11 protein-coding genes are annotated in these 12524 nt (G+C 68.2%); 6 read left to right on the top strand and 5 right to left on the bottom strand.

All coding sequences use genetic code 11. From position 1 onward, the window contains the following. The first annotated feature begins 1 nt into the window (after position 1). From motB to C9412_RS14035, 3 genes are all read left to right on the top strand, one after another. A complete protein-coding gene (gene motB, locus C9412_RS14045) occupies positions 2-940 on the top strand; it encodes a flagellar motor protein MotB (RefSeq protein ID WP_107232193.1) in 939 nt (312 codons plus the stop codon). Between the two features lie 127 nt (positions 941-1067). After that, positions 1068-1562 carry a hypothetical protein gene (locus C9412_RS14040; protein WP_107232192.1) on the top strand — a complete coding sequence of 165 codons (495 nt, stop codon included), beginning with the start codon at positions 1068-1070 and terminating at the stop codon, positions 1560-1562. Positions 1563-1575: 13 nt separating this feature from the next. Continuing rightward, entirely contained in the window at positions 1576-1851 is a 276-nt protein-coding gene (locus tag C9412_RS14035; protein WP_107232191.1) for a DUF4031 domain-containing protein, read from the top strand. A gap of 178 nt (positions 1852-2029) precedes the next feature. Here the strand turns inward: C9412_RS14035 and C9412_RS14030 are convergent, their stop codons facing one another. Beyond that, entirely contained in the window at positions 2030-2572 is a 543-nt protein-coding gene (locus C9412_RS14030; protein WP_107232295.1) for a hypothetical protein, read from the bottom strand. A gap of 89 nt (positions 2573-2661) precedes the next feature. Here C9412_RS14030 and C9412_RS14025 point away from each other — a divergent pair, with 89 nt between their 5' ends. Then, the gene (locus C9412_RS14025; protein WP_025878401.1) at positions 2662-2910 is read left to right on the top strand and encodes a DUF3297 family protein; all 249 of its coding nucleotides are present in this window, start codon (positions 2662-2664) and stop codon (positions 2908-2910) included. A gap of 63 nt (positions 2911-2973) precedes the next feature. Here the strand turns inward: C9412_RS14025 and C9412_RS14020 are convergent, their stop codons facing one another. From C9412_RS14020 to C9412_RS14010, 3 genes are all read right to left on the bottom strand, one after another. Next, entirely contained in the window at positions 2974-4623 is a 1650-nt protein-coding gene (locus C9412_RS14020) for a Na+/H+ antiporter (RefSeq protein ID WP_057498198.1), read from the bottom strand. A gap of 119 nt (positions 4624-4742) precedes the next feature. Then, positions 4743-5531, bottom strand: coding sequence for a class III extradiol ring-cleavage dioxygenase (locus C9412_RS14015; RefSeq protein ID WP_107232190.1), 789 nt, complete (start codon positions 5529-5531; stop codon positions 4743-4745). A 31-nt stretch (positions 5532-5562) separates the two neighbouring features. After that, on the bottom strand, positions 5563-5973 hold the full coding sequence (locus C9412_RS14010; RefSeq protein ID WP_107232189.1) for a DoxX family protein: 411 nt from the start codon (positions 5971-5973) through the stop codon (positions 5563-5565). Positions 5974-6069: 96 nt separating this feature from the next. Between C9412_RS14010 and C9412_RS14005 the strand changes: the two genes are divergently transcribed. Next, positions 6070-6951, top strand: coding sequence for a LysR family transcriptional regulator (locus C9412_RS14005; RefSeq protein WP_107232188.1), 882 nt, complete (start codon positions 6070-6072; stop codon positions 6949-6951). A gap of 92 nt (positions 6952-7043) precedes the next feature. Here C9412_RS14005 and C9412_RS14000 read toward each other — a convergent pair whose 3' ends face one another. Then, the gene (locus tag C9412_RS14000; RefSeq protein ID WP_107232294.1) at positions 7044-10106 is read right to left on the bottom strand and encodes an EAL domain-containing protein; all 3063 of its coding nucleotides are present in this window, start codon (positions 10104-10106) and stop codon (positions 7044-7046) included. 177 nt (positions 10107-10283) lie between these two features. Between C9412_RS14000 and C9412_RS13995 the strand changes: the two genes are divergently transcribed. After that, complete coding sequence (locus C9412_RS13995) at positions 10284-12395, top strand: M13 family metallopeptidase (protein ID WP_107232187.1); 2112 nt, start codon at positions 10284-10286, stop codon at positions 12393-12395. Positions 12396-12524 lie beyond the last annotated feature (129 nt).

The following is a 12524-nucleotide window of genomic DNA, read 5'->3' as shown; positions in this document are numbered from 1 at the left end:
CATGGCCGAGACCAAGCCCACCGTCATCGTCCGCCGGGTCAAGAAGGCCGGCCACGCCGCCCACCACGGCGGCTCGTGGAAGGTGGCCTACGCCGACTTCGTGACCGCGATGATGGCCTTCTTCCTGGTGCTGTGGCTGATGGCCACCACCAACAAGAACGACCGCGCCGCCATTTCCGAGTACTTCCGCAACCCCAGCCCGTTGAGCGGGCAGAGCGCCACCCCGGCCCCCGGCATGGCCGGCCCGGGCGGCGCCAGTACCTCGATGATCAAGCTGGGCGGTGCCACCGACATCTCGCGCGGCAGCAGCAACGATCCCTTCCAGAACCAGAAGGAAGCGGTGCCGCAGCCGGTGGACCAGCAGCAGCGCGACAAGCAGCAGCTGGAGCAGCTGATGAAGGAGCTGCAGGAAGCGATCAGCAAGAGCCAGGCGCTGGAGCCGTTCAAGGACCAGCTGCTGCTGGACCTGACCCCGGAAGGCCTGCGCATCCAGATCGTGGACAAGCAGAACCGGCCGATGTTCGACCTCGGCAGCGCCACGCTGAAGCCGTACACGCAGCAGATCCTGCACGAGCTGGCCAATTACCTGAACCATGTGCCGAACCGGATCAGCCTGACCGGCCACACCGACATCACCGCCTATTCGGCCGCACACGGCTACGGCAACTGGGAACTGAGCGCCGACCGTGCCAACGCCGCGCGGCGCGCACTGATCGACGGTGGCCTGGACGACGGCAAGATCACCCGCGTGGTCGGCCTGTCCTCGTCGGTGCTGTTTGACAAGGCCGACCCGCAGAACCCGATCAACCGCCGCATCAGCATCGTGGTGATGACCCAGGCCGCCGAAGCAGCCGCCCTGGCCGGCGCCGGCCCGCAGGTGGGGCTGTCGGCGCCCACCGCCGATCCGGACGTGCAGGCCGCGCAGGGTGAGGCGCACTGAACCGGGGTCAGATCCCTTTCCCCTGGAAAGGGATCTGACCCCGGGCCTGGAAAGCGTGCGGACCAAGGTCCGCACCTACCAAGGGCAGTACAATGGCGGTCTTTCCGTTTCCAGGTGACCCCACCTCATGTCCCAGAACTCCAAGGCCAAGCGCGACAAGCGCAAGAAGCAGCAGGGCAAGCGCCCGTTCCTCCGTCTGAACGCCCAGCAGCAGGTGCAGAACCACGCCGTGCTGACCAGCGAAGACGGCCAGGTGGTCGCGGCCATCGGCCTGCAGGGCCGCGAGTGGCTGCTGGCCATCGGCGGCCAGACCATGGGCAATGCCGAGAACCCGGTGCCGATGCTGGCCATGCTCAAGCACCTGGCCAACGTGCAGGAGAAGGAAGGCCGCAAGGTCAACCTGGAATACTCCGAGCTGCTGCAGAAGCTGCTGGACACCCTGGCCGAAGAGTCCGGCCAGACCGCTGACGAATACCTGGACAAGCTGGTCGCCGAGTTTGAAGGCGTCGAAGCCGCCGAGGGCGAGGACGACGCAGCCGTCGAGGGCGACGTGACCGAAGCCGCTGCTGCCGACGCCGAGGCCGCTCCGGCCGCCGACAGCGACAGCAAGCCGCAGGCCTGAACCGGCCGCGGCGGTGACGGTCTACGTCGATGACGCGGTGCATGCCTGGCGCGGACAGCGCTGGGCGCACCTGATGGCCGACACCCTGGCCGAGCTGCACGCGATGGCGGCGCAGCTCGGCATCCCCCCGCGGGCCTTCCAGAACAAGGCCAGCGGCGCCCACTACGATGTCACCGCCGAGCTGCGCGCGCAGGCCATTACGCTCGGTGCGCGGGCGATTTCCCGGCACACCGACCGCGAGTTGGTCAAAGCGGTGATCGCCAATGCCAGGGCGCAATATCGGCCGTAGGCCGGCGCACAAAGCGTGCGGACCAAGATCCGCACCCACGGGGTAGAGTCGACTGTTAGTCGACTATCGCGCGCAGCGCGGGGTTTTCGCGGCCGGATGGGAGAGCAGTCGACTAACAGTCGACTCTACCCGGTCGACTCTACCCAGTCAGGCCATCCCCAGCGGATCGGTTCATCCCTCAGAACGGGTCGCTGCCCAGCCGGATTTCCACGTTCAGCAGCGAACACAGCGCCAGCATCGCGTCGTCGTCACGGGTCAGCGCCATCACGCCGCTGAAACCGCCGTTGCCGGCATCCACGCTCCACAGCGTGTAGTTGTGCTCGCGCAGGCGATCAAAGGCGGTGGACATCAGCTGCACCCCGTCCAGATCGGCGGCGAAATCCTCATCGTCCAGGTCGCCGCCCCAGTCCAGCTGCAGGTTGAAGCGCGCCGACAGCTCGTTCACCGCCGACTGCAGCGATTCCAGGTCATCGCGCTCCACCTCGAAACCGGACTGCCAGGCGATGGCCGTGAACAGCGCCGGCAGCCAGTCGCTGTCCGCTTCCAGCGGCTGCCCGTCCTCGGCCAGGTGCTCGCGCCAACGGTTGAACTGCTGCAGGGCCAGTTCCTCGTCGCCCGGGTTGATCAGCACCAGCAGGTTCCAGACCCGCGCCTCGAAATCGTCCTCGTCGAAATCGTGGGCGTCTTCCTCGAAGTCGAAATAGTCGCTGTTGTCGGGCATGGTCGGCATTCCTTGGGGCAGGCCGGCATTCTACGGTTTATCCTGTGCCGCTGAAGCCGGCCTTGGTGGCCGTCACTGTGAATGAAGCGATGAGCGATACCCCTCCCGACCACCTGGCGATCAACCCGGCCAGCCCCTTCCATGATGCGCAGGCGCTGGAGCGCGGCGTCGGCGTGCGGTTCAACGACGTCGAGCGCGACAATGTCGAGGAATACTCGGTCAGCGAAGGCTGGATCCGCGTGCAGGCCGGCAAGGCCCGCGACCGCCGCGGCAACCCGATGACCATCAAGGTCAAGGGCAAGGTCGAGGCGTATTTCCTCGAGCAGAAGCCGGAATAACCGGATCCTGGGGTCAGATCCCTTTCCTGCGGAATGGGATCTGACCCCGATCGGGGTACACGGTCATTCGCGCTTGCGCGACTCCAGCAGGTCCAGGTTGCGGATCAGGCGCCGCGAGATCTCATCGGAGATCACCCCGCGCCGGGTCAGCCGGAACAGTTCCTCGCGTTCGGCATTGAGGCCGGCGCTGCGCAGCTGGCGGTAACCCATTTCCATGCGCCGCACCTTCTCCGGGTCCACGTCGGGCCCCTCGCTGTCGCGCTCCAGGTGGCGCTGGTAGAGCAGGCTCACCCGCGAAGCAGCATCGTTGTACAGCTGCACATTCTCGGTGTTCTGGTTCATCACCAGCTGCTGGCGCATGCGCTCGACCCCGGCCAGCGCGGCCTTCGACGACAGCCGGCGCGCCAGGTCCTCTTCCTTGCGTTCGCCCGAATCGGCCGGCAGCTGCAGGCCCTTCAGCAGCTGCGGCAGCGCGATGCTGGCGCCCAGCAGCGAGAACAGGATCACCGAGGCGGCCAGGAAGATCACCAGGTCGCGCGCCGGGAAGGCACTGCCGTCGGGCAGGAACAGCGGCAGGGTCAACACACCGGCCAGGGTGATCGCACCACGCACGCCGGCCACCGAGGTCGCCACCACGATGCGCCAGTTCGGCGCTTCGCCGCGCTCCAGGCCACGCCGCCGTGCACGCAGCAGGTTCCAGCGCAGCGACAGCCACACCCAAAGCAGGCGCAGGGTGATCAGCGCCAGGTTGATCACCACCACGTACACCAGCAGCCACCACGCGCTCTGGTGGCCGCTTTCGTTCATGGTGGTGGTGGCACGTTCGACGATGCCCGGCAGCTGCTCGCCCAGCAGTACGAACATGATGCCGTTGAAGCTGAACTGCAGCATGTTCCAGACCCCGGCGCGCTGCACGCGCATGCTGCCGGAGACGCGGCCGGTCAGCTCCACGTAGCTCATCGCGATGCCGGCGGCGACGGCGGCGAGAATGCCCGAAGCATGGATTTCTTCGGCCAGCAGATAGGCCGCGAACGGAATGAGCAGGTTGACCAGCATCGCCGCGCCCGGCTCTTCGCCGAAGCGGCGCCACAGCCAGCGCTGGAAGGTGGACACGCCGAGGGTGACCGCCACGCCCACCGCCAGGCCGGCCACGGCCACCCACACGAAGGTCAGCGAGGCGGTGGCCAGCGAGAAGGTACCGGTCATCACCGCGGCCACCGCGAAGCGGAAGCAGACCAGGCCGGATGCATCGTTGAGCAGCGATTCGCCTTCCAGGATGTGCATCAGGCGCTTGGGGATCGGCGCCTTGGACGCGATCGCACCGACCGCCACCGGGTCGGTGGGCGAGACGATCGCCGCCAGCGCGAAGCACACCGCCAGCGGCATCACCGGAATCAGCCAGTGGATCAGGAAGCCCGCACCGATCACGGTGAACACCACCAGGCCGAACGCCAGCTCCAGGATCGCGCCCTTGTCGCGGAACAGGCCCTGTTTGGGAATGCGCCAGCCATCGAGGAACAGCAGCGGCGGCAGGAACAGCAGGAAGAACACCTCCGGCTCCAGCGCGTGGCCACGGTTGAATACCCCGGCAATCACCGCGCCCAGGCCGATCTGCACCAGTGGCAGCGGCAACGAGAACGGCAGGACGCGAACCAGGTAGCCGCTGGCGACAACGGCCACCAGCATCGCCAGGACGACTTCGATGGTGTGCATGCTTCTTCCAGGAAGCGGCGCGCGGGGAGAGGCTCGAAGGCCAGCGCCGGAAACCCGGGAAAAACTACCACACGCGGCCGCACCCGCGACAACGGGCGCGGCCGTGCGTCAGCCCCGGCTCATGCCCCGTCGAAGCGGTACAGATCCATGGCCAGGAAGCCGGCATCGATGCCGGCATCGATGCGACGTGCACCGAAGCCGCCCTCGCCCGCCGCGCCCATCGCGAAGAACAGCGGCAACAGGTGCTCGTCGGTTGGATGCGCGCGCTCGGCGAACGGCGCCTGCCGGCGATAATCGAACAGGGCCTGGCGGTCATCGGCGGCCAGGCGCTGCTCCACCCACTCGATGAAGGGCCGCACGTACGGTGCTTCCTTGCCGTCCTGGTAGTCGCCCCAGTCGTGCAGGTTGTGGGTGATGCTGCCCGAACCGACCAGCAGCACGCCCTGCTCGCGCAGCGGCGCCAGCGCCCGGCCCAGCGCGTACTGGTGCTCGGGGCCGAGCAACGGCTGGATCGACACCGGCACCACCGGGATATCGGCCTGCGGGCGCAGCAGGCGCAGCGGCACCCACGCGCCGTGGTCGAGGCCGCGCTGCGGGTCGAGCGCCACCGGCAGGCCGGCGGCGGCGATGCGGCCGGCCACCTCTTCGGCCAGCGCCGGATCACCCGGCGCCGGGTACTGCAGTTCGAACAGCGCGCGCGGGAAGCCACCGAAGTCGTGGATGGTGGGCGGCTGCGGATGCGCGCCGACCAGCGGCTGCCGGCCCAGCCAGTGCGCCGAGGCCATCACGATGGCGCGCGGGGTCGGCAGATCCTGTGCCAGCTCGGCCAGGCGCACGCCGACCTGGCCCGGATGCAGGGCGGTCATCGGCGAACCATGCGAGATGTACAGCGAAGGCAGACGGGACATGAAATTCTCCAGTTGCAGGATCAGGCGGCGATCAGCGCGAACGCAGGGTCCACTTGCCATCGCCGACCAGGAACAGCACCACCAGCGCCAGCGCCCAGAAGGCCGGGTATTCCCAACCACCGCCAGCGTTGGCGAAGCTGAAGCCATTGGCGCCGTGCACGGTAACGATGGTGCCCAGCAGCAGCGGCACGCCGACCAGGCCGACCCAGCGCGCATAGATGCCCAGCAGCAGTGCAGCGGTGATGGCCAGTTCCACGCCGATGGTGAGGTAGCCGAGTACGCCGGGCAGGCCGATCGACTCGAAGAACGCGGCGGTCCCGGCCGGGGTGAAGACCAGCAGCTTGATCAGCGCATGGACCAGGAACAGCACGCCCAGGGCCAGGCGCAGCAGGGTGGCGCCATACGGGGCCAGCGAAGAAACAGGAGCGGTCGTGGTGTGCATGGGGAAGCACCTCGGAGGGAATGGACACAGGTTATTGCGCCTTCACGGGCCGATAAATACGATCGTTTGACCGTATTTATTTCAAAAGGCGCAACAATGGACACCCTCGAGGCGATGCGCGTGTTCGTGGCGGTGGTCGAGCGCAACGGCTTCAGCGCCGCCGCCCAGGCCCTGGACATGTCCACCGCCGGCGTTACCCGCCAGGTGGCCGCGCTGGAAAAGCGCCTGTCCACCCGCCTGCTCCACCGCACCACGCGCCGGGTCAGCCCGACCAGTGCCGGCGCGGCCTACTACGCCCAGTGCGTGCGCCTGCTGGCCGAGTTCGACGCGCTGGAGGCCAGCATCGGCGCGCAGGCGCTGGAGCCCTCCGGCACCCTGCGCATCAACGCACCGGTCAGCTGGGGCATCGCCCGGATGGGGCCATTGCTGGCCGGCTATCGCCAGCGCTTTCCGCAGGTGGAACTGGATCTGGCGCTGTCCGACCGGCTGGTGGACATGGTCGAGGAAGGTTACGACGTGGCCATCCGCATCACCCGCGAGCCGAGCCCGGCGTTGATCGCGCGCCGCCTGGGCGAATCCCGGGTGAGCCTGTGTGCCGCGCCGTCGTACCTGGCCGCCCACGGCACCCCGCAGGTCCCGCAGGACCTGCAAGCGCACGCCTGCCTGGGCTACAGCTACTGGTCGGCCGGCGATCACTGGCCGCTGCTGGGACCGGGCGGCGAAGTGAAAGTGGCGGTGCACAGCCTGCTGCACGCCAACAACGGCGATGTGCTGCGCGAGGCGGCGATTGCCGGCATGGGGGTGATCCTGCAACCGGATTTCCTGCTGCACGACGCACTGGCCGATGGCCGGTTGGTGCGCATCCTGCCCGAATGGGAAGCCGCGCCGATCGGCATCTTCGCCGTCTATACCAGCCGCAGCCACCTGGCACCAAAGGTGCGCAGTTTCATCGACCACCTGGTGGAGGTCGGGGTGTAGCCGGGTCTGGCGCTTGCCGGCCAGCGGCCGGCACTACCGTCGTGGTTCGGTCTGGCGCTTGCCGGCCGCTGGCCGGCAAATACGAAACCCGATCAGGCGGGGACTTCATCCAACGCGTCGATGATCCGTTCCAGCGGTGCCGGACGTCCCAGCAGGTAACCCTGCACCTGGTCGCAGCCGTGCGCAGCCAGCCAGTCCAGCTGCCCCGGCGTCTCCACGCCCTCGGCGATGATGGTCAGCCCCATGCTGTGGCCCAGCGACAGCAGCGCGCGGCAGATCGAAGCGTTGCGCGGATTGGTTTCCACATCGGCAACGAAACTGCGGTCGATCTTCAGGATGTCCAGCGGCAGGTGCTGCAGGTAGGACATGCTGGAATAACCGGTGCCGAAATCATCCAGCGAGACGCTGATGCCCTGCTCGTGCAGGCGCTGCATGGTCTGCATCGCCTGCGCCGGCTTGCGCATCAGGCTGCTCTCGGTCAGCTCCACGTGCAGCGCACCCCGCGCCAGACCGAACTCCTGCTGGGCACGGGTGAACTCGGCCACCAGATCGCTGTTGAAGAACTGCACGGCCGAGACATTGACCGCAATCGGCAGCTCGCCCCAACCGGCCTCGACCAACCGCCGCTGCGCTTTGGCCGCCGCGCGGATCACCCAGCGGCCCAGGGCCAGGATCAGACCGGTGTCCTCGCACAACGGGATGAACTCGTTGGGCGGAATGAAGCTGCCGTCGGCCTGTGGCCAGCGCAGCAGTGCTTCCAGCGCCGCCGGGCTGCCGTCGCCGGCATGCCGGATCGGCTGGAAGTACAGCTGGAACTCGTTGTCGATGGCCGCATGGATACGTCCAGCCAGGCGCAGGCGGTCGGCCAGCCGCGTGGTCACCGCAGCATCGAACCACACCACCACGTTGCCCTCGGCGCGCGCCGCATGCGCCGCCTGCGCGGCCATGCCGATCACCTGTTCGGCGCTGTGGCCATCACCGGCCACATGCACGGCCACGCCTACGCGCGGCTCGAACTGGTGCAGCGAATCCTTGCCGCGCATCGGTGCCGACACGATCTGCAGCAGGTCATCGAGCACGCGCTGGGTATCGTGCTCGGCGGCGATGGCGAACACGAAGTCCTCGGCCGGCTGGAACGCCAGCGTGCCGCAGCGGGCACCCAGCCCACCGAGCCGGGTCGCCATCGACTGCAGCACGGCATCGCCGATCTCGCGCCCCAGCGTATCGGCCACCAGCTGCAGGCCGCGCAGCTGCACGAAGGCGATGGTGTAGCCGACATCGCGCTCGTCCAGCTGCCCGGTCAACGCGCGCACATTGAGCAGGCCGGTGGCCGGGTTGTGCCGCGCCTGGTAGGCCAGGTCGCGCTCGTAGGCCAGGCGTTCGCTGACGTCCTCGGCCAGCACCAGACAGGCCGGCTGGCCATCGAAATCGAGCTTGGACAGATGTGCGCGCACTTCGAACACGCTGCCGTCCTTGCGCCGATGCAGGCGCACCGTCGCGTCCTGCAGCTCGCCGACGCGGGCCTTGGCGATGGCGCCCTTCACCTCGTCCCAGCCTTCGCGGGGGCGGATGTCGAGAATGCTCATCGCCAGGAATTCCTCGCGGCTGTAGCCGTACTGCCGCACCGCCGCGTCGTTGACTTCGATGAAGCGCAGCGTGTCCGGATCGAATACCCAGAACGGCGCCGGGTTGCGGTCGAACAACAGGCGGAAACGGCGTTCGACCTCGCTCATCTGTTCGCGCGCCTGGTAGCGCTCGCTCAGGTCGGTCAGCGCGCCGATCATGCGCCGCTCGCTGTCGGCCACCTCCACGCGCTGGCCGCGCGCCCCCACCCAGCGCACATCGCCTCCGGGCAGCACCAGGCGGAACACCTCATCCAGCACCGCGCCGCCGGCAAAGGCCTGGTCGAACGCCTGCTGCAGGCGCGCGGCATCGTCGTGGTGCACGCGTGCGAAGAAGTCCGCCACCGGCAGCGCGTCGGTGTGCACCCCGAAGATTTCGCGCGCCAACGGCGACCAGCGCAGCAATGCCGCGTCTTCGTCCACGTACCAGGTGCAGACCCGCCCGACCTGGTGGGCCAGCCGCAGCTCGGCATGGCCGGCCTTCAGTTCCTCGGCCATCGACTGCTGGCGGCGCGTGGTGCGGCGCACCGCATACAGCAGCACCAGCAACACCAGCACGTAGACCAGCACGATCGCCACCGACGCCTGCAGGTACGGCCACCACGGCGCCAGCACGTCCTCGTCGGCCAACCCCACCTGCACCGCCAGCGGGCTGCGGTCGAGCGTGCTGATGGTGGTGATGCGCGGCACGCCATCCACCACGCCGGCCAGGCTGCCCAGTTCGATCACGGTCTGCTGGCCCAGCAGTTCACGTCGCGGAAGATCGTAACGGCGGCCGACCGTGCCATGCGGATCGGGCACACGGGCCAGCATGTAGCCTTCGGCGTCGCTGATCGAAACCAGCCCGTTCGGGCCCACATCCAGCCCACCGGCAATGCGCTGCAGTTCGGCACAGCGCAGCCGCGCCAGCAGCCAGCGCTCACCGCTCATCGGCAAGGCCAGCGGCACCACCCAGCCGCCGTCGCTGGCCCGCAGCGGCGGGCCGATGTACAGCGCGCTGCCCTGGCCGCGTCGCTGCGGGTCGGTCCACAGCGGCAGCCGCAGGTCGCCGCTGCCGGCGGTCAGTGCGCGCCCATGGCGGTCGAGCACCACGATGCTGTGCAGCTCGGCATGGCGGCGCAGCACGCCGCCGATGGCGGCATCAAGCAAGGCCGGTGCCTGTGCCGGCACGCTGCGGAACAGCTCGCCGGCATCGCCGGCAATGCCGGTCATCGCCCGCTCCAGATTGCGCAGCTCCATCGCCAGCAGGCGTTCGCTGCCCACCGCCAGCGCACGGCTCTGCCGCTGCGCGGCTTCCAGGCGGCGGTGGTGGTCGTTGACCAGCATCGTGGTCAACCCGGCCACCAGCAGCACCCCCAGCAGCACGCCGCCCCAGGTGATGGCGCGCAGGGGTCGGGCCAACGCCCGTTTCAACGCGGGCATCGGTTGGGTGTCCTTGTGCAGTCGGCTGGCTTCATGCGCGAACGAATCCTCCACATCCCCGACCTCAACGGCCGGCGGACGCCATTCTTGACGCCTGACCCTGCCCCGCATGGTCACCTCCCCGTGTCCGCGCAGGGCGCCAGCGGCCAGCATGCACCACACCGATGACGGCGTGAAGATCACGCCCGCGCGTTCAGCCAGATGCTGCACAGCAAGACCGGCACGCAGGAGCGGCCAGCCGCTCCGCAGCGGATTAGACTTGGTGTTTTCCCGCTGCAAGAGAAGTCCATGTCCAAGCTGCGCCGTCCCACCCTGGCGCTGGCCATCGTTGCCAGCCTGTCCCTGGCCGCCTGCGACCGCCCGGCCGATCCGGCAGCCGGCACCGCCGCGCCGGCCGATGCCACCCCTGCGGCCGCCAAGCCGATGCTGGGCAGCTTCGGCTTCGATGCCAGCGGCATGGACCGCAGCATCGCCGCCGGCGACGACTTCTTCGGCTTCGCCAACGGCACCTGGGTGAAGAACACCGAGATCCCGGCCGACCGCTCGCGCTTCGGCAGTTTCAATGTCATCGCCGAGAAGACCCTGGCCGACACCCGCGCCATCCTCGAAGGCGCCGCCGGCAACACCCAGGCCAGCGGTGACGACAAGCTGATCGGCGACTACTACGCCGCCTACATGGACGAAGCCGGCATCGAGCAGCACGGCGTCGCGCCGGTGCAGCCGCAGCTGAAGGCGATCGATGCCATCGCCGACAAGGCCGGCCTGGCCCGTGCCCTCGGCGGCGACGTGCGCGCCGACGTCGACCTGCTCAACGCAACCAACTTCTACACCGACCGCCTGTTCGGCCTGTGGGTGTCGGTGGACCTGCTGCAGCCGGACCGCAACGCGCCCTACCTGGTGCAGGGTGGCCTGGGCATGCCCGACCGCGACTTCTACCTCGGTGACGGCCGCATGGCCGAGCTGCGCAAGCAGTACCAGGCCTACATCGCGCAGATGCTGCAGCTGGCCGGCGTCGCCGACCCGGCCGGCAAGGCGCAGCGCATCCTCGCACTCGAAACGAAGATCGCGCAGGCGCACGCCACCCAGGAAGAAACCAACGACGTGACCAAGGGTGCCAACCCGTGGACCCAGGCCGATTTCAGCGCCAAGGCGCCGGGCATGGACTGGGCTGCGTTCCTGGAGGCGGCCAAGCTGGGCCAGCAGCAGGACTTCATCGTGTGGCAGCCCAAGGCCGTGGCCGGCCTGTCCAAGCTGGTGGCCACCGAGCCGCTGGAGGTGTGGAAGGACTACCTGGCGTTCCACGCGCTGGACCGCGCCGCCGCCTACCTGCCGAAGAAGTTCGCCGATGCCCGCTTCGCCTTCCATGGCACCGCGCTGAGCGGCACGCCGCAGCAGAGCGACCGCTGGAAGCGCGCGGTGGATGATGCCAACCATGCAGTCGGCGAGGCCATCGGCAAGCGCTACGTCGAGAAGCACTTCGACGCCAAGACCAAGGAGCGCGCTGACGAGATGGCGAAGAACATCATCGCCGCCTTCGCCAAGCGCATCGATGCCCTGTCGTGGATGTCGCCGCAGACCAAGGCGCACGCCAAGGCCAAGGTGGCCGGACTGACCGTGGGCATGGGCTACCCGGAGAAGTGGCGCGACTACACCGGCCTGGAGATCCGCCGCGATGACGCGCTGGGCAATGCACAGCGCGCCGAGCTGTTCGAATACCAGCGCAACATCGCCAAGCTGGGCAAGCCGGTCGACCACAGCGAGTGGGCGATGCTGCCGCAGACCATCAATGCGATGAACGTGCCGCTGGAAAACCGCCTGGTGTTCCCGGCGGCGATCCTGCAGCCGCCGTTCTTCGACGGCGCTGCCGACGATGCGGTGAACTACGGTGCGATCGGCGCGGTGATCGGCCATGAGATCAGCCACGGCTTCGACAACGCCGGTGCGCTGTTCGATGAAACCGGCAAGCTGCACAACTGGTGGACTGCCGAGGACCTGAAGCAGTTCAACGCTGCCGGTGACGCGCTGGCCGCGCAGTTCAGCAGCTACGAGCCGTTCCCGGGCGTGCATGTGAACGGCAAGCTGACCCTGGGCGAGAACATCGCCGACGTGGCCGGCCTGGGCACCGCCTACGACGCCTACCAGCTGTCGCTGCAGGGCAAGCCGGGCCAGACCCTGGAAGGCTTCAGCCCGGACCAGCGCTTCTTCCTCGGCTTCGCCCAGGCCTGGCGCAGCAAGAGCCGCGAGCAGGCGCTGCGCAACTCGCTGCTGACCGATGTGCATGCACCGGGCCAGTTCCGCGCACTGACCGTGCGTAACATCGACGCCTGGTACCCGGCGTTCGACGTAAAGGAAGGCCAGAAGCTGTACCTGGCCCCGGACAAGCGGGTCAAGGTGTGGTGATGTAACCGGAACGGGCGCCGCAAGGCGCCCGTTTCATTTGCGGGTAGCGGCCAACCTTGGTTGGCGCTTCTGCGGCACCGCGCAGATCCATGCCGTGCCAACCAAGGTTGGCACCTACCAGAACCAGGG

The sequence above is a fragment of the Stenotrophomonas sp. Nf1 genome, from assembly GCF_003028475.1.
In the GTDB taxonomy this organism is placed as follows: Bacteria; Pseudomonadota; Gammaproteobacteria; order Xanthomonadales; family Xanthomonadaceae; genus Stenotrophomonas.
This window is presented reverse-complemented; position numbering and strand designations above follow the sequence as displayed.

Coding starts and splice junctions, on each gene's coding strand:
- C9412_RS14030 (WP_107232295.1), bottom strand. CDS start 2,572: ATGCCCGACAACAGCGACTATTTCGACTTCGAGGAAGACGCCCACGAT.
- C9412_RS14005 (WP_107232188.1), top strand. CDS start 6,070: ATGGACACCCTCGAGGCGATGCGCGTGTTCGTGGCGGTGGTCGAGCGC.
- C9412_RS14015 (WP_107232190.1), bottom strand. CDS start 5,531: ATGTCCCGTCTGCCTTCGCTGTACATCTCGCATGGTTCGCCGATGACC.
- C9412_RS14025 (WP_025878401.1), top strand. CDS start 2,662: ATGAGCGATACCCCTCCCGACCACCTGGCGATCAACCCGGCCAGCCCC.
- C9412_RS14040 (WP_107232192.1), top strand. CDS start 1,068: ATGTCCCAGAACTCCAAGGCCAAGCGCGACAAGCGCAAGAAGCAGCAG.
- C9412_RS14000 (WP_107232294.1), bottom strand. CDS start 10,106: ATGCGGGGCAGGGTCAGGCGTCAAGAATGGCGTCCGCCGGCCGTTGAG.
- C9412_RS13995 (WP_107232187.1), top strand. CDS start 10,284: ATGTCCAAGCTGCGCCGTCCCACCCTGGCGCTGGCCATCGTTGCCAGC.
- motB (WP_107232193.1), top strand. CDS start 2: ATGGCCGAGACCAAGCCCACCGTCATCGTCCGCCGGGTCAAGAAGGCC.
- C9412_RS14020 (WP_057498198.1), bottom strand. CDS start 4,623: ATGCACACCATCGAAGTCGTCCTGGCGATGCTGGTGGCCGTTGTCGCC.
- C9412_RS14010 (WP_107232189.1), bottom strand. CDS start 5,973: ATGCACACCACGACCGCTCCTGTTTCTTCGCTGGCCCCGTATGGCGCC.